Annotated in this window: 20 protein-coding genes and 1 pseudogene; 17 read left to right on the plus strand and 4 right to left on the minus strand. The window is 60.0% G+C overall.

All coding sequences use genetic code 11. The features are described from left to right. Positions 1-13 precede the first annotated feature (13 nt). Positions 14-2,194, minus strand: coding sequence for a TonB-dependent siderophore receptor (locus HX899_RS17000; protein WP_181292893.1), 2,181 nt, complete (start codon positions 2,192-2,194; stop codon positions 14-16). A 414-nt stretch (positions 2,195-2,608) separates the two neighbouring features. Between HX899_RS17000 and HX899_RS17005 the strand changes: the two are divergent. From HX899_RS17005 to HX899_RS17045, 9 genes and pseudogenes are all read left to right on the plus strand, one after another. Continuing rightward, a pseudogene (locus HX899_RS17005) lies at positions 2,609-3,895 on the plus strand (GGDEF domain-containing protein). A gap of 177 nt (positions 3,896-4,072) precedes the next feature. Next, positions 4,073-4,816, plus strand: a complete 744-nt coding sequence (locus HX899_RS17010; RefSeq protein WP_003550551.1) for a FadR/GntR family transcriptional regulator — start codon at positions 4,073-4,075, stop codon at positions 4,814-4,816. Continuing rightward, the gene (locus HX899_RS17015) at positions 4,800-6,398 is read left to right on the plus strand and encodes an ABC transporter substrate-binding protein (RefSeq protein ID WP_181292894.1); all 1,599 of its coding nucleotides are present in this window, start codon (positions 4,800-4,802) and stop codon (positions 6,396-6,398) included. The genes HX899_RS17010 and HX899_RS17015 overlap by 17 nt, the downstream gene beginning before the upstream one ends. A gap of 84 nt (positions 6,399-6,482) precedes the next feature. Then, on the plus strand, positions 6,483-7,442 hold the full coding sequence (locus HX899_RS17020; protein ID WP_168253851.1) for an ABC transporter permease: 960 nt from the start codon (positions 6,483-6,485) through the stop codon (positions 7,440-7,442). Positions 7,443-7,444: 2 nt separating this feature from the next. Next, positions 7,445-8,323: an ABC transporter permease gene (locus HX899_RS17025; RefSeq protein ID WP_181292895.1), complete on the plus strand. Its 879-nt coding sequence runs from the start codon at positions 7,445-7,447 to the stop codon at positions 8,321-8,323. 18 nt (positions 8,324-8,341) lie between these two features. Next, entirely contained in the window at positions 8,342-9,259 is a 918-nt protein-coding gene (locus HX899_RS17030) for a dihydrodipicolinate synthase family protein (RefSeq protein ID WP_181292896.1), read from the plus strand. An 8-nt stretch (positions 9,260-9,267) separates the two neighbouring features. Further along, positions 9,268-10,284, plus strand: a complete 1,017-nt coding sequence (locus HX899_RS17035) for an ABC transporter ATP-binding protein (RefSeq protein ID WP_181292897.1) — start codon at positions 9,268-9,270, stop codon at positions 10,282-10,284. Beyond that, a complete protein-coding gene (locus HX899_RS17040) occupies positions 10,285-11,238 on the plus strand; it encodes an ABC transporter ATP-binding protein (protein ID WP_181292898.1) in 954 nt (317 codons plus the stop codon). Between the two features lie 25 nt (positions 11,239-11,263). Beyond that, positions 11,264-12,199 carry a dihydrodipicolinate synthase family protein gene (locus tag HX899_RS17045; protein ID WP_181292899.1) on the plus strand — a complete coding sequence of 312 codons (936 nt, stop codon included), beginning with the start codon at positions 11,264-11,266 and terminating at the stop codon, positions 12,197-12,199. Between the two features lie 102 nt (positions 12,200-12,301). On the opposite strand, the gene HX899_RS17050 is transcribed toward HX899_RS17045, so the two are convergent. Then, complete coding sequence (locus HX899_RS17050) at positions 12,302-13,066, minus strand: IclR family transcriptional regulator (protein ID WP_181292900.1); 765 nt, start codon at positions 13,064-13,066, stop codon at positions 12,302-12,304. Positions 13,067-13,259: 193 nt separating this feature from the next. Here HX899_RS17050 and HX899_RS17055 point away from each other — a divergent pair, with 193 nt between their 5' ends. The 7 genes from HX899_RS17055 (at position 13,260) to HX899_RS17085 (ending at position 21,441) form a co-directional block, all read left to right on the plus strand. Then, complete coding sequence (locus HX899_RS17055; protein ID WP_181292901.1) at positions 13,260-14,834, plus strand: ABC transporter substrate-binding protein; 1,575 nt, start codon at positions 13,260-13,262, stop codon at positions 14,832-14,834. A 146-nt stretch (positions 14,835-14,980) separates the two neighbouring features. Beyond that, on the plus strand, positions 14,981-15,835 hold the full coding sequence (locus HX899_RS17060) for an alpha/beta hydrolase (RefSeq protein ID WP_181292902.1): 855 nt from the start codon (positions 14,981-14,983) through the stop codon (positions 15,833-15,835). Continuing rightward, a complete protein-coding gene (gene ggt / locus HX899_RS17065) occupies positions 15,832-17,442 on the plus strand; it encodes a gamma-glutamyltransferase (protein ID WP_181292903.1) in 1,611 nt (536 codons plus the stop codon). Before HX899_RS17060 ends, ggt begins: the two co-directional genes overlap by 4 nt. Before the next feature lie 127 nt (positions 17,443-17,569). After that, complete coding sequence (locus HX899_RS17070) at positions 17,570-18,544, plus strand: ABC transporter permease (RefSeq protein ID WP_065282810.1); 975 nt, start codon at positions 17,570-17,572, stop codon at positions 18,542-18,544. Between the two features lie 4 nt (positions 18,545-18,548). Next, positions 18,549-19,463, plus strand: coding sequence for an ABC transporter permease (locus tag HX899_RS17075; protein WP_138390398.1), 915 nt, complete (start codon positions 18,549-18,551; stop codon positions 19,461-19,463). Beyond that, positions 19,460-20,437: an ABC transporter ATP-binding protein gene (locus HX899_RS17080; protein WP_181292904.1), complete on the plus strand. Its 978-nt coding sequence runs from the start codon at positions 19,460-19,462 to the stop codon at positions 20,435-20,437. The genes HX899_RS17075 and HX899_RS17080 overlap by 4 nt, the downstream gene beginning before the upstream one ends. Further along, positions 20,437-21,441: an ABC transporter ATP-binding protein gene (locus HX899_RS17085; RefSeq protein WP_210273785.1), complete on the plus strand. Its 1,005-nt coding sequence runs from the start codon at positions 20,437-20,439 to the stop codon at positions 21,439-21,441. Before HX899_RS17080 ends, HX899_RS17085 begins: the two co-directional genes overlap by 1 nt. A gap of 49 nt (positions 21,442-21,490) precedes the next feature. On the opposite strand, the gene HX899_RS17090 is transcribed toward HX899_RS17085, so the two are convergent. Next, positions 21,491-21,916 carry a CBS domain-containing protein gene (locus HX899_RS17090; RefSeq protein ID WP_017957358.1) on the minus strand — a complete coding sequence of 142 codons (426 nt, stop codon included), beginning with the start codon at positions 21,914-21,916 and terminating at the stop codon, positions 21,491-21,493. A gap of 326 nt (positions 21,917-22,242) precedes the next feature. Beyond that, positions 22,243-23,292: an AI-2E family transporter gene (locus HX899_RS17095; RefSeq protein ID WP_181292906.1), complete on the minus strand. Its 1,050-nt coding sequence runs from the start codon at positions 23,290-23,292 to the stop codon at positions 22,243-22,245. A gap of 142 nt (positions 23,293-23,434) precedes the next feature. Here HX899_RS17095 and HX899_RS17100 point away from each other — a divergent pair, with 142 nt between their 5' ends. Continuing rightward, on the plus strand, positions 23,435-24,529 hold the full coding sequence (locus HX899_RS17100; protein WP_246697128.1) for an alpha/beta fold hydrolase: 1,095 nt from the start codon (positions 23,435-23,437) through the stop codon (positions 24,527-24,529). Positions 24,530-24,551 lie beyond the last annotated feature (22 nt).

Here is a 24,551-nt window from a genome sequence, read left to right on the forward strand (position 1 = left end):
CCGCCGCCATATATTACCACCGATACTTCAGGGTCGCCGTCATGTTGCGGCCCTGGCCGAGATAGCAGAAGCCCTCGTTGCAGACCGTGTCGCGCTGGTCGGCAATATTGCGGATATTGAAGGCAGCCGTCAGACCCTCGTAGTTCTTGTCGATCGCGCCGAAATCATAAGCGGCAGATGCATCGACGTAGAAGCTCGAAGGGTTCTTCGAGGTATTGGCGGTATCCGTCCAATTCTCGCTGACATAACGGACGCCCGCGCCGACCGACAGGCCGTTGAACGGATTGGTTTCCTGGAAAGTATAGTTGGCCCAGAGGCTTGCGACATGCGCGGGCGTGAAGGCCGGCGTGTTACCCTCGTTATTGCCCCCGGTGACCTCGGAATGATTGTAGGTGTAGGCAGCAATGAGATCGAGACCGTCGGCGATTGCCGCGCGGGCTTCAAGCTCGATGCCCTTTCCCGTCACTTCGCCGAGCGAGTCATAGGCAAGGGTCAGCGGATTGACCAGCACCGGCTTGTTCTTTTCGACGATATGGTAGGCGACCGCCGACAGCAGGATGTCGGTGCCGGGCGGCTGGTACTTCACGCCGAGCTCGTACTGTTCGCCCTCCGTCGGCTCCAGGATCTTGCCGGATGTCGACCGGTTGGTCACCGGATCGAACGAGGTCGCATAGGAAACGAAGGGCGCAATGCCGTTGTCGAAGAGATAAAGTGCACCGGCCTGCCAGGAGAAGGCATTCTTGTTGACGTCTTCCGAGTCGTTCAAGCCGAAGGAGGGGTAAGTCGTGTCACGCGTCTGGTTGACCCAGGTCTGGCGTCCGCCGAGGTTGAAGCGCCAGTTTCCAGCCTCGATCTGGTCCAGGGCGTAAACGCCGACTTGGCGCATATCGGCATCGGCAACGATGAAGTTATAGTCCGGCGTTGCGCCCGAAACACCATAGGTCGGATTGGCAATATCGAAATCGAATGCCGAGTTCACCGCCCCGATGCCGTAGCCCCAGTTCGACTGGAGATTGGTGTAATCGAGCCCGAACAGCATCGTATGGGCAAGCGGGCCGGTATCGAACTTCGCCTCGAGCTGGTTGTCGACCTGGAAGACATTCATCTCATCCCGGATCGAACTTGCGTTGCGATGGGCGACAGTCCCGGTCCAGCTGGAAACGCCGAGGTAACGAGCCCTGAGATCGAGATGGGAATAACGCAGGTTCTGCCGGAAGGTCAGGCCGTTGTCGAATTCATGCTCGAACTGATAGCCGACCTGCTGCTGCTTGACCTTCTGGTAGTCATAGTCGGGATCGCTCGCCCTGATGTCGAGGATCCTCCCGTCGACGGTCGTGATCGCGCCGACATTGGCATCGGTCTCGTCGGACTGCGCCAGGCCGTACAGCGTGAAGGATGTGCCTTCGTCGGGCTTCCAGGTGAAGGACGGCGCCAGGAAATAGCGGTCGTCGGCAATATCGAAATTGTTGTCGCCGTGACGGGCAAGACCGACGATGCGATAGAGAAAATCGTCGTTCCCTTCGCTGATCGGTCCACCGAAATCGAACATCGCCTGAGCCCGATCCTTGGTGCTGTAGGAGATGCCGACTTCATGGATCGGCTCTTCGGTCGGAAGCTTCGATATCTTGTTCACCAAACCACCCGGCGATCCCGAGCCGTAGAGAACGGATACCGGCCCCTTGATCACCTCGACGCGTTGCAGCTGATAAGGATCGGTGCGGAACATGCCGTAATTGATGTAGGGCTGGCGCAAGCTGTCACGATAGTCGCCAACCGTCGTAACGTTGAAGCCGCGAATGAAGATCTGGTCGAATCGCGGATCGAACCCGTTCGGTCCGGTTGTCACGCCGGCCGAATAGCGCACGGCCTCGATGATGCTCTGGGCGCCACGCTGCTCGATTTCCTTCTCGGTGGTCACCGAGACCGAACGCGGCGTCTCGACGAGCGGCGTGTTGATCTTGGTCGCAGCCGAACTGTTCTTGGCGGCAACGGACGTCCGGTCGGTCTTGCTATCAGAGGATGCGCCTTGAATGACGATCGGTTCCAGCGCTGTCGCGCCGGCATCTGCGGATGCGCTCTGGGCTGATGCCGGCGATGCTGTAATGCCGATCAGGACGATCGCTGTCGTGACAAATAGGCTATCTCTATAAATTCGCGATACATTATTAGAAACATTCAAAAAAACACGCGCCATTGCTTGGTCCCTACGTCACGGATGCGGGCGGAACCTATGGAGCGAAATTGGCTCTGTCAACATAAGATGATTGTTTTAGTCATCTTTTAATCGATAAAATTGCTGCGTTCGACGCTCCCGAACAGGTTGCACTCAGCATCGAGGCCCGTAACGTTCTGTTCGGGTAAATTGCCAACGCAGGCGGTTCTGTCGTGCGAGGGACCAAGTGCGGACCGAGACGACTGTCAATCTGCCGGTCTCGATGGGGCGAACCGTAAATTTGGCCCGGCACCGGTGAGACTTTGAACCGATGTGACACACTTAACAACATACTGTCGTGAAGTGGTCCAAAATCATTAGGGCAAGCATATCGTCTTTCGGGGCGGAATTCGCGGCTCGTCTTGTCTCCGACCGTCTGCTCCCTAGATCCGACACATGGATACCGAGCGAACCACAGCTCCTATCAAATCGGTAAGGGCGTCTTCGCGGAAACCTCTTCAGAGGTTGAGCCCGGCCATTGTAGAGCAAGTCGAGCGCCTGCTTGGTGGACGCACGCGTGATATCCGCCTCAATGGCGAGCTGACTCAGCTTTTTGGCGAACGCTCCTGGCCGCGGACTGCCAAGATCATCCGCGCGTGGATGGTTTGAGTTATCGTGCTCGACGTCCTGACGTTGGGCCTCAACGCGATCTTGCTTCCGGCTGAAACGGTCATGTCGATGCTTTGGCCAGCGTCTATCCTTCCCCCCGCGGCTCTTGTCGCCGCGATAGCCTTCCTGCGGCCGCACGCTTTGTGGGTGCAGGGAGTTTTCCTCCTCTCTGCTGTTTTTCTCATTCTCCTGTCGGTCGCCTTGGTGGGCGTCAATACCGGTGGCGAGTTTTATGAGCGGCATTTGACCATCATGCTTTTTGTGGCCGTCACTGCCATTATCATATTTCCCGTTCCACTCGGTTGGGCGATGGCGATCGGTGCTGCCGCCCTTGGTATCTACCTTGTGTTTCAGCTGCGCAATCCGGGCATCGAAGTGGGAAGTGCTCTGGCCGGGACGCTGTTTTTCGCCAGCGGGGTGGCGGCAACCATCGTTGCCCGACGCACCGCCACCATCTTCGCTCAGAAGACTTTCTTGCTCGAGTTACGAGATCGAAGCCGGCTCGCGGCGCTTACCGACGCCAACTCGCAGCTGGAATTGCTGGCGCGGACCGACCCGCTGACGGGTGTCGCCAACCGGCGTTCGATGATGGAAACGCTAAATCATTTCTGGAACGAGGACCTTAAACGAACGAGCGGCGCGGCGATGCTGATGTGCGATGTCGACGACTTCAAACATCTCAACGATAATCTCGGACATGCCGAAGGCGACCGTTGCCTGGTGAAAGTTGCCGGCATCATTCAGAGCAGCATGAGAGACGAGCGGGACCAGGTCGCCCGGTACGGAGGCGAAGAATTTCTCGTCTTTCTCCCAAGCTCCGATGAACAAGAGGCCGGGTTGGTCGCTGAGAGAATTCGCAGCCGAGTGGAAGCTGCGTCTCTTCCAAATCCTACCTCCCGCGTCGGTCCCTGGGTCACTGTCAGCATCGGCATAGCGATATTGATGCAAAACGGTGAACTCGTGTCAGCAGAGCACATGCAGCGCCAAGCGGATGCGGCCCTCTACCTTGCCAAAAAGACCGGCCGCAACCGGGTCGTGGTCCATTCTCCAGAGGTCGATCAAAGCCTCCAATGAAGTAATTCCAGCAAAAGTACGCTGTTCCTGTTTGTCCTTCTGGTGCCCAAAAACGACCGCCTTAAACGGCTTCGAGCCGGTTTGGTGTCGACCGTCCGAGCTTGCCCATTTGACAGATATCCTACAAGTCGATATGTAACATCCATCTTATCGACGATGCGGGAAAGTGACCGGGGCATGACATTGAAATCGATGAAGCCGCTGACGCGCGCCCCGCTGTTGCATGTCTCCGTGCAGGAAAGTCTGCGCGCCTATATCGACGACAATGGCCTTGCGCCGGGAACCCTGCTTCCGGCGGAAGGAGAGCTTGCCACCCAGCTCGGTGTCAGCCGCAATTCGCTGAGGGAAGGCATCAAGGCGTTGGAATCGCTCGGCGTGCTGGAGACGCGGCGCGGCGTCGGCATCTTCGTGAAGGCCTTTTCCTTCGAGCCGCTTCTCGACAACCTCGCTTACGGCCTCGGCGGCGCCCTGCGGCAGATCGAGGAGGTCCTCGAAATCCGGCGTACGCTGGAAGTGGGATTGATCGGCAAAACGATCGACGTGATCGGCGAGGAGGACATCGCCGAGCTGCGCGCCACGGTCAATCGGATGCGCGCCCATGCCGAGCGGGGCGAAACCTTTGCGGAAGACGACCAGCTGTTCCACCGACTGCTGTTTCGCTGCCAGGACAATGAAACGCTCGTGCGGCTGATCGATGTCTTCTGGCTCGCCTTCTACAAGGCATCGGATTTCGTCAATCTTGAAAATGCCGATCCGATGGCGACGTGGCGCGACCATGCCGCGATCGTCGATGCGATTGAGGCAAAAGATCTGGAGGAGGCGCGCAGGCGCCTGGATCGTCACTACGAGGGCATCGCCCGGGTGATTGCCAACAACAAGACAAGTTCAAACGTGGGAGGAACACATGAAAAGACTGTCTAGATTATCCGTTATTGCGCTTGGCGCTCTGCTGTCGACGGCTGCCGTTCCGGCTCTTGTCGTTTCGGGCGCAGCAGCTGAGGCTCAGGCAGCCACGCTGTCGGGTGGCTTCGATGTCGGCCCCGGAGGCTTCCAGGGCAACTTCAATCCGCTCGCCGCGACCGCCGGCTTCACCTGGCTCAGCGTCTACTACGAACCGCTGATCACCTATGACGAGAAGCTGCAGAAGGTTATCGGCGCGCTGGCAAGCTCCTACGAGGTCAGCTCCGACCAGATGACCTACACGTTCAAGCTGGCGGACGCCAAATGGCATGACGGCAAACCGTTCACCGCCAAGGACGCAAAGTTCACCATGGGCCTTGCGATGGATGCGAAAACCGGCTCGGTGCTCGCTGCCCGGCTGAAGGGCATATCGTCGGTCGAGACGCCGGATGAGCACACTGTTGTCATCAAGCTCAGCGCGCCGAGCAGCAGTTTTCCCGACACGATGACCAAGGTGATGATGCTGCCCGAGCATGCGCTCTCCTCGATTCCGGCCGACCAATTAGCGAAGAATACCTGGTGGTCCACCGCTCCGATCGGCACCGGTCCGTTCAAATTCACCAAATACGTCTCGGATCAATATGTCGAACTTGCCGCAAACACCGATTATCGCGGTGGCAAACCCGCACTGGAACGCGTCATCAATCGCTATTTCGCCAACCCGGCTGCGGCGATCGCGGCGCTGAGATCCGGCGAAATCCAGTTCACCTATGTCGATTCCAACGACGTGCCGACCTTCAAGGACAACAAGGACTTCAAGGTCATCGAAGGCAACTCTTTCGTCGTCAACTATCTCGGCTTCAACCACGAATCCCCGCTCTGGAAGGATGTGCGCGTCCGCCAGGCGGTGATGTACGCGATCAATCGCGATGCCATCATCCAGAGCCTCTACGGCGGCGCGGCCAAGCCCGCCAACTGCGCCTATGTCGCCGAACAGCTGATACCTCAGGGCATCGACAGCTATGCCTATGATCCTGAGAAGGCCAAGAAGTTGCTGACGGAAGCCGGCTGGGACCAGATCAATGGCGGCAAGCCGATCACGCTTCTGACCTATTACACCACGCCGCTGGCCACCAACGTGCTTGCCGCAGTTCAGGCGATGCTTGCCCAGGTCGGCATCAACATCGTCCCGCGCGCCGTCGATGCGCCAACCTATAACAGCATCGTGCTCAATGCGACGCCGGACATTGCCCAGTTCCAGTTGGTTTATGCCGGGCTGCAGAACGGACCGGATGCCGGAAGCATCAATGTCGGCCTCAACGAGAAGCAGATCCCTCCGGCCGGACCGAATGTCGCCAGGGTTCGCATGCCTGACCTCACCAAGGCGCTCGATAGTGCCTTGGCCGAGCCGGATAGCGCCAAGCGGGATGCCGCCTACCAGGACGTCTGCAAGGTGATGAACACGAACCTACCCTGGGCGACGCTCTGGGTGGCAAATCGCTACGGCATCGTCTCGACCAAGGTGAAGGACTTCGTCTGGACGCCGGCGCCGGGCGGCGGTCCCTACCAGGCCAACCCGCAGAAATGGTCGATCGCCGAATAGGCGTTTTCCTGGAAAGCTGGAGGGTGGCTTCGGCCACCCTGACCAGATGGCCTGAACAAGACGGCCCGACAAGACGGATTGCCGATGCTCCAATACAGTCTCAGACGCCTGATCATAGGAATAGGCATGCTCGTCGCCCTGAGCATGCTGATCTTCCTGCTGCTGCGCCTGACGCCCGGCGATCCGATCGACGCCTATATCGATCCGAACCTGCCGATGTCGCCGTCAGACCTTGCCGATCTGCGCAGAAGCCTCGGGCTCGATCAGCCCTTGCCCGTGCAGTATCTGGGCTGGTTGCAGCAGGCGCTGACGGGCAATCTCGGCTATTCGATCAAGCGTCTCGATCAACCGGTTCTGGGTCTCGTGCTGTCACGGATTGGCCCGACAGTGCTCTTGATGGGCACCGCACTTGCCTTCGCAATCGTCGCAGGCATCACCTTCGGGGTGATCGGCGCCGTCCGCCGCAATTCGCTTGCCGATCTCTCCTTGTCGGTGGTTGCGCTTGCCGGCATTTCCAGCCCGGCATTCCTCAGCGCGCTGATCGGCCTCTATATTTTCTCCGTCCGCCTGCACTGGATGCCATCAGGCGGCATGCTGACGCCGGGCGAGGAATTCTCGGTGGGCGATCTCCTCCACCATCTGATCCTGCCGGCGGCACTTCTGTCTGTCGCGCAAGCTGCGTTGATCATGCGCTACATGCGCGCTTCGCTGCTCGAAGTCCTGAACCAGGATTACGTGCGCACGGCCCGTGCCAAGGGTGTTCGCGAGTTCTGGGTCATCAGCAAGCATGCGTTGCGCAATGCGCTTCTTCCGATCGTCACCCTGATCGGTTCCACCATCGGGCTTGCAATCGGCGGCGCCATCTTCATCGAGAGCGTATTCAACTGGCCGGGCATGGGGCTGTTGCTCGTCGATGCCGTGCAGACCCGCGACTACCCCGTCATCATGGGGGCGACGCTCGTCATCGGCGCGTGCGTTATCGTCGTCAATCTTCTGACCGACATCACCTATGCGGTCGTCGACCCGCGCATCAAGGTGGGTTGATCATGCTGGCACGCTCTTCCGAACGCCGGAGCCCCGGTCCACTTGCCCGCGCCTTCAGTCGGTTTCTGCTCAACCGCGCAGCTGTTGCCGGCGTCTGCATTGCCACGCCAATGCTGCTGCTGATCCTCTCCTATCCCCTATGGTGGGCTTTCCGGCCGAACGACATCGATCTTCTGGCCATGAATAGCGGCCCGACGGCAACGCACTGGTTCGGAGCCGATGGCGTCGGCCGCGACGTCTTCGCGCGCGTGCTCGAGGGCGGCCGGATTTCGCTGCTGGTCGCTGTCGCATCGACCGCGCTTTCGGCAGTCATCGGTTTTCTCTTCGGGGCAATCTCGGCGCTTGCAGGACGCTGGACGGACGCCGTCTCGATGCGCTTCGTCGATCTGGTGATGACCCTGCCGCCCGTCATCTTCCTGCTTGTGCTCGCTTCGATTGCCGGCACCGGCATCTGGCCGACGGTGCTGGTCATCTCGCTGCTCTCCTGGCCGCTGCTTGCGCGCATGATCCGCTCGCGGCTGCTGGAATTGCGCGAACGCGACTTCGTCATGGCCGCCCGCGGCATGGGCGCCGGCATCGGACATCTGCTCTTTCGCCACGGCCTGCCGAACTCGATCGATATCCTGGTGGTCTATGCAACGCTTCAGATCGCCAATGCCATCCTGCTCGAGGCGGGGCTATCCTTTCTCGGTCTCGGCATCGCCCCGCCGGCGGCAAGCTGGGGCAACATGCTGAACGCGGCCCGCTCGACCGCGGTGCTCGAACAATATCCGTGGCAATGGCTCTTCCCCGGCGCCGCGCTCATCCTTGCCGTCCTGGCAATCAATTTCATTGGCGATGGCCTCAGAGATGCCTTCGACCCGCGTGCCGAACTGAACTGACAATCGAAAGAAGCGAAAATGACCAAATTCAAGGGTGTCGTCCCCCCCGTCGTAACACCGCTCAATCCGGATCTCACCATCGACTACCCATCCTATACACGCGTGCTCGAGCATCTGATCGATGCCGGCTGCCATGGCGTATTCGTGCTCGGTTCGACGAGCGAGGTGATCTTCCATAACGAAAAGACCCGGCGGGACATCATCGACCATTCGGCCAAGGTGGTGAATGGTCGGGTGCCGCTGATCGTCGGCGTCATCGATCCGACCACGGATCGCGTCATCGCCCATGCGAAGGTTGCAAAGGCGGCCGGCGCCGATGCAGTCGTGGTGACGGCGCCATTCTATACCGTCACCAGCCAGTCCGAGATCCTCGATCACTTCCGTTATATCCGCGACGCGGTGGATGTTCCCCTGGTCGCCTACGACATTCCCGTCTGCGTTCACGTCAAGCTGCAGCGCCAGACCGTCGTCACGCTCGCCAGGGAAGGCGCGATTATCGGCCTCAAGGATTCCAGCGGCGACGACGGCAACTTCCGCTATGCGCTGCTCGACCTTGCCGAACATAAGGACGTCTTCCTGATGACCGGCTCCGAGATCGTCGTCGACACTGCCTTGCTGATGGGCGCCCATGGCGTCGTTCCCGGTATCGCCAATGTCGATCCGCACGGCTATGTCCGCCTTTGGGATGCTGCCCAGCGCGGCGACTGGGTCGCCGCGAAGAAGGAGCAGGAGCGCCTCTGCCGCCTGTTCGAAATCGTGTGGGTCGCGCAGGGCCGGGTCAGCGGCGGCGCAGCCGGCATCGGCGCCTTCAAGACCGCCATGCGCAGCCTCGGCATCATCGATTCCGCCGTCATGCCGCGGCCGCGTGCCTCCCTCAACGATGCCGAAACGGCGAGGATCGACGAGATCCTGCGAGCAACCGGCCTGCTGAACTGAGCCGGCTGATGGAACAGACCGCCGAACCCGTGCTCGACATCAAGGGATTGCGAACGATCTTCCGCATCCGCAGCGGCGAGATCACGGCGGTCAACGATATCGACCTGACCGTTGCCGCCGGCGAGACGCTTGCGCTCGTCGGCGAATCCGGCTCCGGCAAGTCGGTCACCAGCCTGTCGGTCATGCGGCTGCTGACCCGCAACATCGGCGTGATCGCCGCAGGCAGCATCCGCCTTGCGACGGGCAACGGCGTGGTCCGCGATCTCGTCTCCCTCGACGAAGAGAGCATGCGCAGGATCAGGGGCGACGACATCGGCATGATATTCCAGGAGCCGATGTCGAGCCTCAACCCCGTCTTCACCATCGGCGACCAGATTGGCGAGCCGATCCGCATCCATCGCGGTGCCGACCGCAAGGCGGCAATGAATGCAGCCATCGCGTTGCTTGAAAGCGTCGGCATACCGGACGCTCGACGCCGTGCCGGCCAATATCCGCACGAACTGTCGGGCGGCATGCGGCAGCGCGCGACGATCGCCATGGCGCTCGCCTGCGATCCGGCGCTGCTGATCGCCGACGAGCCGACGACGGCGCTCGACGTGACGATCCAGGCGCAGATTCTCGACCTGCTTCTCAAATTGCAGCGCGAGCGCGGCATGGCCATGCTCTTTGTCACCCACAATCTCGGCGTCGTCGCCGAAATCGCCCATCGCGTTGCGGTGATGTATGCCGGCCGGATCGTCGAAGAAGGGCCGGTCGGCGAGGTGTTTCGCAATCCCAAGCATCCCTACACGATGGGTCTTCTTGCCTCGATGCCGCGCCTTGGCGATGCGGCGCGGATGAAACAGGCCGGCGAAAAGCTTGCGGCCATTCCCGGCATGGTTCCGAGCCTGATGAACATGCCGAGCGGCTGCGCCTTTTCCCCGCGCTGCAAATTCGCGATCGAAGCCTGTCGCGCTGCCGTTCCCGCGCTCGAACAGGTCAATCCGCAGCACCGCAGCCGCTGCATCAGATGGCAGGAGATCTAGATGAGCGCACCGCTGCTCTCCGTCCGCGACCTTTCGAAACATTATACTTCCCGCGGCACGCGGCTGAACATTCTTGAGGGCATCTCCTTCGATATCGGCAAGGGTGAAGTCGTCGGGCTTGTCGGCGAATCTGGCAGCGGAAAGACCACGATCGGGCGTTCCGTCCTTCGCCTCGTCGAACCGTCGTCAGGCAGCGTCCGTTTCGACGGGACGGAACTCACGGCACTTTCCGCCTCGGCGCTCAGACGGCAACGGCCGCGCATGCAGTATATTTTCCAGGACCCCTTCGCCAGCCTGTCGCCGCGCATGACGATCGGCGAGATCCTGACGGAAGGCCTGAAGATCCAAGGGATCGGAACCGCCCGCGACAGGCTCGAACGGGCGCAGTCGGCCTTGGCAAAGGTCGACCTGCCCGCCGATGCGATCAATCGGTACGCGCATGAATTTTCCGGTGGCCAGCGCCAGCGCATCGGGATTGCCCGTGCGTTGACCTTGTCGCCCGAATTCATCGTCGCCGACGAGCCGGTCTCGGCGCTCGACGTGTCGATCCAGGCGCAGGTGATCAACCTACTGCGCGACCTGCAGCAGCAGCTTGGCCTGACCATGCTGTTCATCTCGCATGACCTTGCCGTCGTCGAATATATCTGCGACCGGGTGATCGTGCTCTATCTCGGCCGCATCATGGAAATCGCACCCAGTGCCGATCTCTATGCGAGACCGCAGCATCCCTATACGCGCGCGCTTCTCTCGGCGATTCCGTCGCCCGATCCGGATGCCCGCCGCAACAGGCAGATCCTGAAAGGCGATATTCCAAGTCCGGCCAATCCGCCGAGCGGATGTGTTTTTCGCACGCGCTGTCCGAGCGCGCTGGAGGCCTGCGCCGCCGCCGTTCCCCAATTGCGGGAAATCGCGCCCGGCCACTTCAAGGCCTGCATTCGCGACGACCTCAACTGATCCGTCATCCATCGGAGAAAAACAGATGACTGCGAAGACGCCGCATCCCGCCATCAGCGGAAATTGGGCGAGCCTGCTTCTACCGATCGCGGCCGATGACAGCATCGAATTCGACAAGCTCGGCGAAGAGATCGACATCCTCATCGATGCCGGCGTCGATGGTATCTATTCGAACGGCACTGCCGGCGAATTCCACAATCAGACGGAGGCGGAGTTCGACAGGATCCAGGCAATGCTGGCCGAACGCTGCAAGGCATCTTCAACGCCATTCGTGATCGGCGCCTGCCAGCCCGACCCGCTGATCATGCTCAATCGCGTCCGCCGCGCCGCCGCGCTCGATCCCCGCGCGATTCAGGTCATATTGCCGGACTGGTGGCCGCTCAACGATGCCGAAGCGGTCGACTACCTGAAACGAGTGGCCGAGGTTGCCGACGGCATTCCGCTCATCCTCTACAACCCGCCGCATGCAAAACGCGTGCTGGCGCCAAGGGAGCTCGGCATGGTCTGCGCGGCAGTGCCTGAGGTGATCGGCATCAAGCTCGCCGATGGCGACGCCTCCTGGTATGCCGAGGCACGCCGGCATCTGTCCGGGCTTTCGCTCTTCGTCCCAGGCCATCATCTCGCAACCGGCACCAAGGAAGGTGTGGCAGCAGGCTCCTTTTCAAACGTGGCCTGCCTCAGTCCCCGCGGTGCTCAGACCTGGACGGTCTCGATGCGAAACGATATCGACGCCGGACTCGATCTGGAGCGACGCATCTGCACGTTTATGGACGCGCATATCGTCCCGTTTCGCCAGGAATTCGGCTATTCGAACGCCGCTCTCGACAAGCTTTTGGGTGCGATCGGCAATTGGGGACCCGTGGGCACCCGTTTGCGGTTTCCCTACCGCTCGATAGACATGGCAGAAGCGGTCAGGTTGCAACGCATCGCACGCTCCGAACTCCCCGATCTTTTCCCCTGAGTTTGCTCAAAGGACGGGCCTGGCACGAAACAAGCTGCGTTGGCTCGCCTTGATGGGCGCCGAACCGAAGAGACAAGGCCCGATGGCGCAGAACGAAAAGCTCTACCATCCCAGCCGAGCCGATATCTTGCTGGAGGCTTCCTTCAGCAGAACGATGAAGCGATCGACATCGCTTTTTTGCGTGCGAAAGGCCGGGGCGCCGACATTCACCGCGGCGATCACGGATCCGTCGAATGCCAGAACCGGCACTGAGACGGAGACGAGTTGCTCGCTGACTTCACCATAACTCACACAAAATCCCTGGCGGCGGATTTTATCCAATTCAGCAACCAACTTGCCACGATCCGTGATCGTGCGCTTGGTCAGCCGCGGCAAAGTCTCGGGGATCATTTGCAACTGCACCTGGGGGTGGAGATAGGCGAGAAGCACCTTGTACGAGCCGGCCGTGAGCGGCCGCCTTCGACCGATCATCGCCTGAACCCGCAAGTCACGCATCGGTTCGAACTTTGCAATGCACAGGGATTCCCCATTGTCGATGATCCTGAGCTGGGTCGTTTCGTTCGCCTTCTGGCCGACTTCTTCAAGAATAGGATTGGCTATTCGCACCAGATCAACCTGTGTCGAGGCCGCAGTCCCGAGAATGATCGCAGTCGTCCCCAGCCGATAAGTGCCTGTATCGCTCTTCCGCACTAGGCCGCGCCGTTCCAGTGTGCGTAACATGCGCAAAATTCTCGGCTTGGTTTCCGCAAGGTTCTGCGCCACCTCAGTCAGTCTGATGTCCGGGTTTTTGGCGACATTCAGCAATACGTCGATGCAGACATCAACAGATTGCACAATATCGCTTTTTGATGATTGTCTTTTGTCCATGGGACCAGAATTTTCTCCGCGACCGAGGCTGAAGGATTGGCATAGTTTCAAGTTACGCCTACCGTAACGCGCTTGTTTTCCGTTTGACAGCCCCCTTGAGGCCCCCTTACCAATTTGTGTCAAGAGTGGACGGGAACCCGCTCGTACCGACCAAGCAAGGTCGGCCCAAAAACGCTAAACCGGGATGGAAGAAATGGCCGCAAAAATATTGACGCGGGCAGCGATCGGGCTGCTCGGAACGATCGCTATTCCTGCAATGGTCGCCGCACAGGAAACCCCGCTGACGATCGGGATGTCGACGACGCCAACGACGCTGGATCCCCATGAAGACAGTTCGGCGCCAAACAATGCGACCTCGCGCCATATCTGGGACAGCCTCATAAACCTCACGGGAACGTCGGCAAATGCCCCGGAACTCGCCACCGAATGGAAGGTCGTCGACCCGACCCACTGGGAATTCAAGCTGCGGAAGGGCGTGAAATTCCATGACGGCAGCGAGTTCAACGCCGATGACGTCATTGCGTCGCTTCTGCGTGCCCGCGACAAGCCCAGCCAGAGCTTTGCTTCCTACACCCGCAATATTGTCAATGTCACGGCCACGGATCCCTATACCATCGTCGTCCAGACAAAGGTTCCGGATCCGATCCTGCTGAATTCCGTCAGCCGAATTCGCATTATCAGCGCCGATTGCAAGGAGGCGCCGGTCCAGGATTTCGACAACGGCAAGTGTGCAATCGGAACCGGGGCCTATTCCTTCGTCTCCTATTCGCCAGGCAGCAACCTGACCTTGAAGCGCAATGACAGCTATTTCGCTGGCCCCTCGCACTGGTCAAACGTCACGCTCCGCTTCCTGCCCGATGACGGCGCCCGTCTGGCATCGCTTCTCTCCAACGAGATCGACATTGTCGAAACCCTTCCTGCCGATGGAATGGCACGCGTGGAAGCGAGCGATAATCTGCAAGTCATCAACGGCCTGTCTTCCCGCTTCGTTTATCTTGGCCTCGATGTCAGCCGCGATGTTTCACCTTTCGTGAAGGCTGCGGATGGCTCCGATCTCGACAAGAACCCGCTCAAGGATGAACGGGTGCGTCGTGCAATGCTGATGTCGATCAACCGGCCGGCAATCGTCGACCGCGTCATGCAGAAGAACGGCACGGTGGCCGACCAGTTCGTCACCCAAGGCTATGCGGGCTATTCCGAAAAAGTCGAGAAGGTGGGTTATGATCCCGCCGCCGCCAAGGCGCTTCTGGCCGAGGCCGGTTATCCCGATGGCTTCAGCCTGACCCTGCATGGCCCCTCTGGCCGTTACGTCAAGGATGCCGAAGTTCTGCAGGCGGTCGGCCAGATGTTCACGCGCATCGGCATCAAATCGAAAGTCGAGGTCCTGCCCTGGTCGATGTATTCGGAAGCCTACTCAAAAGGCACCTACAGCACCTATTTCGGCTCCTGGGGTGTGAACACCGGCGAAACCACCAATCCGACTGTTGCGCTCGTCGCCACGCGCGACGAGAAAAAGGGGACCGGCAGATATAACGGCGGCGGCGTGTCCGATCCGAAGATCGACGAGGTGCTGGCCAAGGCCAGTTCGACGCTCGATCAAGCCGAACGCGCGCCCCTTCTCGAGGAACTGTCGACCGAGACCTTCAACAACCTCTGGCTCCTGCCGATGCATTACGAAAACGTCGTGCTGGGCGCAAAGAAGACCGTGTCCTACACCCCGCGCGGCGACAAATATACGCTCGCTTACGACGTGAAGCCGGTGGACTAATGCATGTCGTCCAAAAGCGCGCAGCGGTTTTGGGACAAATAAAGACTTGAAGTGCGTCGCATCGATCCACTCGCTGCGACGCGGTTTAAAACAGCAGCATGGGGCCGCACCGGGCCGTCCCTTTCTTCATCTCCCAGGAGACATTCATGCAGGAACTTGGAACGGGCGAAGCCGTCGCCCGGGCGAAGGCCATCTATGACTATGGCCAGACGGCCATCTTCGCCTCTCAGGCCGATCCCCGCCTCCATATGGTGCTTTATGTGCCGCCAACGGCGGCAGACGGCCGCAAGCTCGACCTCCTGGTCGCGGTCCACGGCACTGGGCGCACGTCGGCCATCGACTTCCGCGACGGTTTTGCCGAATTCGGGCTCTACAACGATTGCGCCATCCTTTGCCCGATCTTCCCGGTTGGCGTTCTCGGCGATGGTGCGCGTTCCGGCTACAAGTTTCTTGAGGAAGGCGACATCCGCTACGATCAGGTCGTCCTCGCCATGGTCGCGGAGATGGCCAACAAATACCGCCAGGACTGGTCCAAATTCGCCATGTTCGGCTTCTCCGGCGGCGGGCATTTCGTGCATCGTTTCACCATCCTGCATCCGGAAAAGCTCTGGGCGGCATCGATCGGCGCACCTGGTTCCGTCACCCTTCTGGATCCCACGCGTGACTGGTGGGTCGGCATTCGGGATCTGGAAGCGCGCTTCGGCAAATCCTTCCGGCCCGAGGATCTCGCCAAGGTGCCGGTGCACATGATCGTCGGCGATGCCGATCTGGAGACCTGGGAAATCACCCACAAGCCGGGCGGCAAATATTATATGGACGGCGCAAACGACGCCGGCAAAACGCGGCCCGAGCGCCTTGCCGCCCTGGCGAGCTCATTCCGCAAAGCGGGTGTCGATGTGACGTTCGATTGTGTTCCGGGCGTTTCTCACGACCGGATGAAAGTTCTCGGTCACGTCAAGGCCTTCCTGGCAAAGGTACTCGAGGAGCGGCGCGCGAAATGAGAAATGCAACGATCGTGGCGCCTCAGCCGGAGGCCGTCGAAGCCGGTGCGGAAGTTCTCGAACGCGGCGGCAATGCCATCGACGCAGCACTCGCCTGTGCCTTCGTCCAAGGGGTGGTCGACCCGCAGATGGCCGGCATCGGCGGCTTCGGCTCCATGCATGTCTACATGCCGAAAAAGGGTGTGCACGAGATCCTCGAATTTTATGCGCGCGCGCCGTTGAAGGCTGCGCCGGACATGTGGCTCGACAAGATCAAGCACGAGAGCCGCGACGGCTTCGGCTACGTGCTTGAAGGCAATATTTCCGATATCGGCTACCTTGCCGTCTGCACCCCCGGCTCGCTCAAGGGCTATGACACCGCGCTGCGCGACTACGGCACCTTCGATTGGGCCGATCTCATCAAGCCGGCTATCCGCCTTGCCCGTAACGGTTTCATTATCCGAAACCATATGCACTGGTATTGGGCCAAGGACCAGTCGAACGACGGTTTTGCCAACACGCTCGACAAGCTGCGCTTTTCTGAAACGGGCCGGAGAACCTATTTCCACGATGACGGCACGATCAAGAATGTCGGCGACCTGCTCGTCAACAAGGACATGGCACAGACCCTCGAACGCATCGCGCGAAGCGGCGGCTCGGACATCTTCTATCACGGCGAACTGGGCGAACAGATCGCCGACGATTTCAAGGCAAATGGCGGCTTGATCGATCGGCAGGATCTGGCGCGTTACGAATTGTCGAAGGTAGAGCCGGTTTGGGGCGACTACCGCGACAACCGCATTGCTACCTCACCTCCGCCAGGCTCGGGCTTCCCGATGCTGGAACTCCTGCATATCATGGAGCAGTTCGATGTCGGCTCGCTGCGGCATGGCAGCGCCGAACATATCCACATCCTGTTCGAAGCGATGAAGCGGATGACGATCGACAAGGACGCGCATATGGGCGATCCCGCCTATGTCGACGTGCCCTATGAAAAGCTGCTGTCGAAAGAGCATGCAAAGGTGCATGCCGGCGCGATAAAGGCGGGCGAGATCGCCAGTGTTTCGCGTCTTGATAGCTCGCAGCGCGACACCACCCACATCTCGGTGATCGACAAGGACGGCAATGCCGTCGCGATGACCCACACCCTCGGCAGTCCCTCGGGCGCGATCACGGACGGCCTCGGCTTCATGTATAATGGCACGATGAGCCGCTTTAATCCGCTTCCGGGCAAGCCCGGCTCCATCGCGCCCGGCAAGCGGCGTCCCAGCTCGGCGGCACCGACGATCGTCTTCAAGGGCGATGAGCCCAGCATCGTCATTGGAGCGCCAGGCGGCAGCTATATCGCGCCCGCCGTTGCGCAATGCCTGATGAACATGATCGATTTCGACATGTCCGTGCTCGAAGCCGTCTCGGCGCCGAGGATCGTAGGGGTGTCGAACACGATCGACATCTGCAATCGCATTCGCCACTCTGTCGAAGACGAGCTGCGGACGCTGGGCTACCAGGTGGCGCGGTCACCGCAGACATATGCGTTCGCAGCAGTCCACGCGATCAAGATTGACGGCGGCATCTCGAAAGGCGCGGCCGATCCGCAACGCGACGGGATGGCGATCTCCGTCGGCTAAAGCATGTCGCGCAAAAGTGCGCAGCGGTTTTGCGACAACGACATGCGTAAAAACAAAGACGTCGATTCAAAGTGTTACAGCCTTTGCGGCTCTCGAAAAGACGTACGGCGCTGTAGGGAGAGGTTCAATGGTCACATCCATTATCAGGCGGTTGATACAGGCGCTGTTCGTCATTGTCGCGATGACGATCATTGTCTTCATCGGCGTCAATGTGATCGGCAACCCGGTCGACATCCTGATCAACCCGGACGCCAATCAGGCGGAGCGGGCACTCGTTATCGCGCATTACGGCCTGGATCAGCCGCTGTGGAAACAGTATCTGCTGTTTCTCCAAGGGCTTCTGCACGGGGACTTCGGCAACAGCTTCGTTTATGGGCGGCCGGCGCTCGGCCTGATCCTCGAACGCCTCCCGGCGACGCTCGAACTGGCGATCACGGCTCTCGGCATCGCGCTGCTGTTCGGCCTGCCGCTTGGGCTGTATGCAGGGCTCTACCCCAATCGGATCTCCTCCAAGCTGATCATGAGCGGCTCAATTCTGGGGTTCTCGCTTCCGACCTTCTGGGTCGGTCTCATGCTGATCATGGTGTTTTCCGTCGAGCTCGGCTGGTTGCCGACAAATGGCCGCGGCCCAACGCGGGAACTGCTTGGCGCACAATGGTCGTTTCTGACCGGGGACGGCATCAGGCATCTTCTATTGCCGGCCTTCAACCTGGCTCTGTTCAAGACGTCGCTCATTCTTCGGCTGACCCGCGCCGGCGTGCAGGAGGTCCTTCCCCAGGACTATGTGAAGTTTGCCCGCGCCAAGGGATTGCGAGAGCGGCGGATCATTTCGGTGCACGTTCTCAAGAACCTGATGATCCCGGTGGTGACGATCATCGGTCTCGAGTTCGGCTCACTGATCGCCTTTTCGGTCGTCACCGAAAGCATCTTTGCCTGGCCGGGCATGGGCAAGCTCATCATCGACTCGATCAACCTTCTCGATCGCCCCGTCATCGTCGCCTACCTGATGATGATGGTGCTGCTCTTCGTCGTCCTCAATTTCATCATCGATATCTGTTATACCCTTCTGGATCCGCGGGTCCGGCTGGAAGGAAAGGCTTGACCCCATGGCCGAACCACAAACGCAAGACACCAGCGCTCCAACGCCCGAACCCAGTCGTCTCTCGAAAGGGATCGCGGATTTCTTCAGCTCTCCGGCAGCGGCGATCGCCTTCCTCACGCTGGTGATCATCTGTTGCCTGGCGCTGTTCGCGCCATGGATCTCTCCGCAAAATCCCTATGATTTGATGCAGCTCGACATCATGGATGGACGACTGCCGCCGGGGTCCGAATCCATGACCGGGCTTGTCTATCACCTCGGTACCGACAGCCAGGGCCGCGATATCCTGTCCGGCATCCTCTATGGGCTGCGCACGTCGTTATTGGTGGGCGTTCTGTCGGCTTTCGCCGCTGCCATCATCGGAACCTCAGCCGGACTGTTCGCCGCTTACATGGGAGGGCGCACAGAAACCGCGATGATGCGGCTCGTCGACCTGCAGCTGTCGTTTCCCACCATCTTGATGGCGCTCATGATGCTTGCCGTGCTTGGCAAGGGCGTGCCCAACGTGGTGATCGCACTGATCATCGCCGAGTGGGCGACCTATGCCCGCACGGTCCGCGGCACCGCTCTGGTCGAGCGCGAGAAGGAATATATCGAGGCGGCCCGGATGCTGCGCCTGCCCGGATGGCGCATCCTCTTCAGGCACCTGCTGCCGAACTGTCTTGCGCCGGTCATCGTCATCGCCACCATGCAGATCGCCCGGGCAATCGGCCTCGAAGCAACCTTGTCCTTCCTCGGTCTCGGTGCATCCGTGACCGAACCCTCGCTCGGCATGCTGATCTCGACGGGCTACCAGTATCTTCTGACAGGCCTTTACTGGATCAGCTTCTTTCCCGGCATTGCGCTTCTGGTCACGATCGCGGCGATCAATCTCGTCGGCGACCGGCTGCGCGATGTCCTCAACCCGAGGAACATGTCATGACCCCATTGCTGCAAGTGAGCAATCTTGTCACCGAATTCGGCGGCGGCAGGGGACGCCCCAGCCTTTGCGCCGTCAATGATGTGTCGTTCACGGTGGAGCGCGGCAAGGTCCTTGGTCTTGTGGGAGAATCCGGATCCGGAAAGTCGGTGACCGGCTTTTCGATCATGCGGCTCCTTGATAAACCCGGCCGGGTTGTCGGCGGCAGGGTCATCTTCGACGGCGCCGACATCGCGAAATATTCGGACGAAGAGATGCGGCAGCTGCGCGGCAAGCGGATCGCCATGGTATTCCAGGATCCGATGATGACGCTCAATCCGGTCCTGACGGTCGGAACGCAGATGGTGGAAGCCGTCCAGGCACACGAGCGAGTCTCGAAGGATGCCGCCCGGCAGCGGGCGCGGGATGCTTTGGCGCTGGTCGGCATACCAAGCCCTGAAGAAAGGCTTGCCGCCTATCCGCATCAGTTTTCCGGCGGAATGCGCCAGCGCGTGGCAATTGCCATCGCGCTTCTTCACAAGCCGGACCTCATCATCGCCGATGAACCGACAACGGCGCTTGATGTGACGATCCAGAGCCAGATCATTTCCGAATTCCAGAAACTCACGGAAGAGGGAAGTACGGCGGTGATCTGGATCACCCACGATCTGGCTATCGTTTCAAGATTGGCCGACGAGATCGCCGTCATGTATGCCGGCCGCCTCGTCGAGACCGGACCGGTGGGCAAGGTTCTGACCGATCCTCACCATCCCTACACCGCCGGTCTGATCGCGTCCGTTCCTTCGCAAAACAGACGCGGAGAGCCCCTTCACCAGATCCGCGGCATGACGCCGGCGATTAACCGGCTCCCACAGGGATGCAGTTTTCGTACGCGCTGCGATCGGGCAACCGACGGCTGTCTGGTCATGCCGGCGCTCATGCCGGAAGGCGATCGCTCCTTCCGTTGCATTCATCCCGTAACGAAAGAGGTAGCATGATGACGGTGACCGCCGCGCCCCTGATCGAAGCGAGGAACGTGTCGCAGCGCTTCGGAGCCAAGCCCGACCTCGCCGCCAAGATCGCGCTCAAGCTCAAACTGGCCAAGCCGGCGCCTGTCGTTCACGCGCTTGATAATGTCAGCCTCAGCATTCGGCCCGGAGAGGTTGTCGGCCTTGTCGGCGAAAGCGGCTGCGGGAAGTCGACGCTCGGCCGCGCCATTGCAGGGATCACCTCGCCAAGCCAGGGCCACATTCTCTGGAAGGGGATGGACCGAAGCGCCATGTCGAAAGGCGAGCAGCATCAGTTTGGTCTCGCCAGCCAGATGATTTTCCAGAATCCGATGGCGGCTCTCAATCCGCGCATGACCGTCGAGCAGCTTATCTGGGAGGCGCCTCGAACACATGGGCTTGCCCGCTCGACGGAACGCGACGCCTATGTCGACAGATATTTGATGCTGGCCGGTTTCGACCCGGCCATGAAAAAGCGATACCCGCACCAGTTTTCCGGTGGCCAGCGGCAGCGCGTCAATATTGCGCGCGCGCTCGCCGTGCAGCCGAAATTCCTCGTCTGTGACGAAAGCGTCGCGGCGCTCGACGTTTCCATCCAGGCTCAGGTGATCAACCTGTTCATGGAACTTCGTGACAAGCTCGACCTGACCTATTTGTTCGTCAGCCATGATCTCGGCGTCGTGGAACATATTTCCGACCGCGTTGCGATCATGTATCTCGGCCGCATCGTCGAAGAGGCGCCCGTCGAGGAGGTTTTCAGGCGGCCCAATCATCCTTACACGAAAGCGCTCTTGGCCGAAGTGCCGCGCATCGAACCCGGCAAGCGACAGTTCAAGCCCGTCGATGGCGAACTGCCCAGCCCGATAAACCCGCCGAAAGGCTGCCACTTCCATCCGAGATGCCCGTTTGCGATGGACCGCTGTCATATGGAAGTGCCGGTGAAAAAGGAAGTTGCACCGGGGCACTTGTCGGCTTGCCACCTCAACGATGAATGATCTCAAGCGATAGGATCGCTGATTGCTTCAGGCCAAAATCATCCCGGTTCTAATGTGCATGAGCGCCGCCCGGACGGGACACTTTTTTCAATCCGGCTCCCGCTGCAGCGGTGTCCGCCAGGGACGCATCGCCGAGCGAGATGACGCCGGTAAGGCGTTTGTCACGATTGACGACGGGAAGGCGGCGGACCTGGACCTGCCCCATATTGCGGGTCACGTCGTCGACATCTTCGTCTTCGAAACAATATTTGACATCGCGCGACATGACTTCGCGCACCTTTGCATCGCCCCCTAATCCGTCGGCAAGTCCGCGCACGACAAGATCGCGGTCCGTGATGGTTCCGACGAGCCGGTCATTGTCGCCGACCGGCAGGAAGCCGATCTGCCTGTCGGCCATGCATCTCGCGATTTCGGCTATCGTCTGATTAGGGTTGGCGATTTCTACATCGCGCGACATGATCTCTGACACTTTCATGGTCTTTCCTCCTGTTGTGCGGTTAGCGGAACGTCAAACGTTGCGGTGAGAGTCGTTCCAGGCTCCATTTATGCCCGCTCCTCCTGGTCACTCCTCGACCCATCTTCAACGGGGCTTATCAGGATCCGACCAGAGGGCCCGGACTTCTGCCGGCAGTCCGTGGCGCACTTTCCGCACCTTGCTTGCTCGGATCACTATAGTAACATAGGCCCCGAAAACCGACCTTACGGTTGGCGTCGATTGAACATGATGATGGCTCGAATCTATCAAACCAGTCAGGGAGACGAAAGTTCCGGAAGCCACCGTTAAATGCACCGGCCGCTTCGTCAGGAATCCGACGTGCCCTCCTCCTCCACGAATATCCCCCAAGCGGCGATGAAGAGAGCGGCTATCAGCGGCCCGATCACGAAACCATTGATGCCCAGGAGAGAAATGCCGCCAATGGTGGAAATGAGGACAACATAGTCGGGAAGCTTGGTCTCCCTGCCGACCAGGCGCGGCCGCAGAAGATTATCGACAAGACCGATGACAAGGGCGCCGACCGCAACCAGCACAATCGCCTTCACCCAAAAACCGGCCAGGGCCAGGTAAATGGCCGTGGGGACCCAGATCAATGCGGCGCCGACCGCAGGCAGCAGCGACAGGAAGCTCATCAGTACGCCCCACAGCAGGGCTGGCTCGACGCCGAGGGCCCAGAAGGCGATGCCGCCGATCGAACCCTGGATGATGGCGATGATAATATTGCCTCGCACGGTCGCGTGAACGACCGAAGTGAATTTGGAGGTGAAGCGAAGGGTATGGGCATCGCTGAGAGGCAGCGCTCTTCTGATGGCGCGGGCAAGGGCGCGCCCATCCCGGAACATGAAGAACAGGATATAGAGCATCACGCCGAAGGTGACGAAGAACCGCAGGGTGTTCTGACCGAGGCTCAAGGCGCGTCCGGCAAAAAAACCGCCGCCCTGCATCAATGCCGAGGAGACGCGGTCCTGAAACGTATCGACGCCGTTCAGCTCGATGCTCCGGAGCCAGTCGCGGAGGAACAAGGGCAATGCTTCCTGCAGATTATGAATAAAGCTCCGGACGTCGATCTCGCCAGTGTCCATACGTTGATAGAGATGGTTGCCCTGCTGGACGAGTGAACTGAGGACGATCAGCCCGGGAATGATCACGACGCAGAGACAGATCAACACAGACACTGCTGCAGCAAGGTTTCCCCGCCCACCCAGCCGAGCCTCTATACGGGCGTGAAGCGGGAAGAAGATGATAGCGAGGACGACTGCCCAGAATATCGCCGAATAGAACGGTAGCACGACGGCGACGAACGCAATGGTCACGAGGACCAGAAGCACATAGAAACTGACACGCTGAAGGAGCATCCGATCTTTCCGCTTCGAGACCGCGGTGATGGTAGCACAGATAAGGCGGCAGCGCTGGGCCTCCCTTCCATCCTACTCTAACGGCTCGATGCCGTTGGCGCCGTCCCGCAACCGGCCGGAACTTCTTCTTCAGATCTTAGTTATGCGGCTCATGTTAGTGAAGCCAGTCCAGCCGACACTCGGAACAACAATTCACGTTGAAGATCAGGATGTTCACATCCTTGACGGTGGCAACCCACATGGCATTCCAGTCCTCCTCCTGCATGGCTGCGGCAGTCTTGCGCAGGAAATTTTGCTTCCCTTCGACAACAGCGATTTCCGGATCATTGCACCCGACCGCCCCGGCTATGGACTGAGCACGCCGCTTGCACCGGCTGAGCGTGGACCTGAGGGACAGTCCTTCTGGCTTGAACGCCTTCTCGCCTCTCTTGACCTGCCGGAGGTGACGATCGTCGCGCACTCGATCGGCAGCGCAGCCGCGCTACACCTTGCGGCAAGAAGACCGGACCTCGTCAGGGGACTTTTTCTCATCTCTCCATGTTGCGGGCCGGTGCCGCCGAAGCCGTTGATTGTGCTTAGATCGGCGGTCGCTCCGGTGGTCGGGCCGTTGATCCGCCAGCACGTCATCGGCCGGTGGCCCGCATTCTTTCTCGATCGAGGCCTGAGGTCGTCCTCCTTTCCCAATCCCCTGCCTTCTCATCTCTCGGACCTGCCGGCCTCTCACGTGGTCAATCCCATTACCATCCGCACGATGGCGGACGAGTTGCGCGCCTTCAACCGAGACATGGAGCGCCTTCCAGATCTGCCTGGCGATCTTCCCCTGCACGTTCTCTTCGGGATGGCGGACCGCGTGATATCACCGAACTGGCATATCGATTGGCTTTGCAGGAAGCATCCGGGGCCGATCCTCAGATCGCTGGAAGGTGTCGGGCATTTGCCCCATCATGTGGTCCCTGGCGTGGCGCGACGGATGCTTGGTGATCTTGTGGAGGCATGCGCACAAGAAACGGAACTCCCGCGTGTGAGGAGCATCGGCTCGCAGGCGGTTGCGGAAGCGCCATCTCGCAAAGAGTACATGCCGATCTTCAGAGGAGATGAATGCCCGGCCCTCGAAGCGCCGCGGCATTCCAGAGTAGCGATGGGGCAATACCAGCCACAGGAGGCCCGTGCCCCGATCTCCGCCTTGAGGGAGGAGATGATTTTTCTGTTGTCGCAAATGAAAAATCTGATTTACTGACGCTTCGCTGCTTGGCTTTAAG

Source organism: Rhizobium sp. WYCCWR 11146 (assembly GCF_013591995.1).
Taxonomy (GTDB): domain Bacteria; phylum Pseudomonadota; class Alphaproteobacteria; order Rhizobiales; family Rhizobiaceae; genus Rhizobium; species Rhizobium indicum.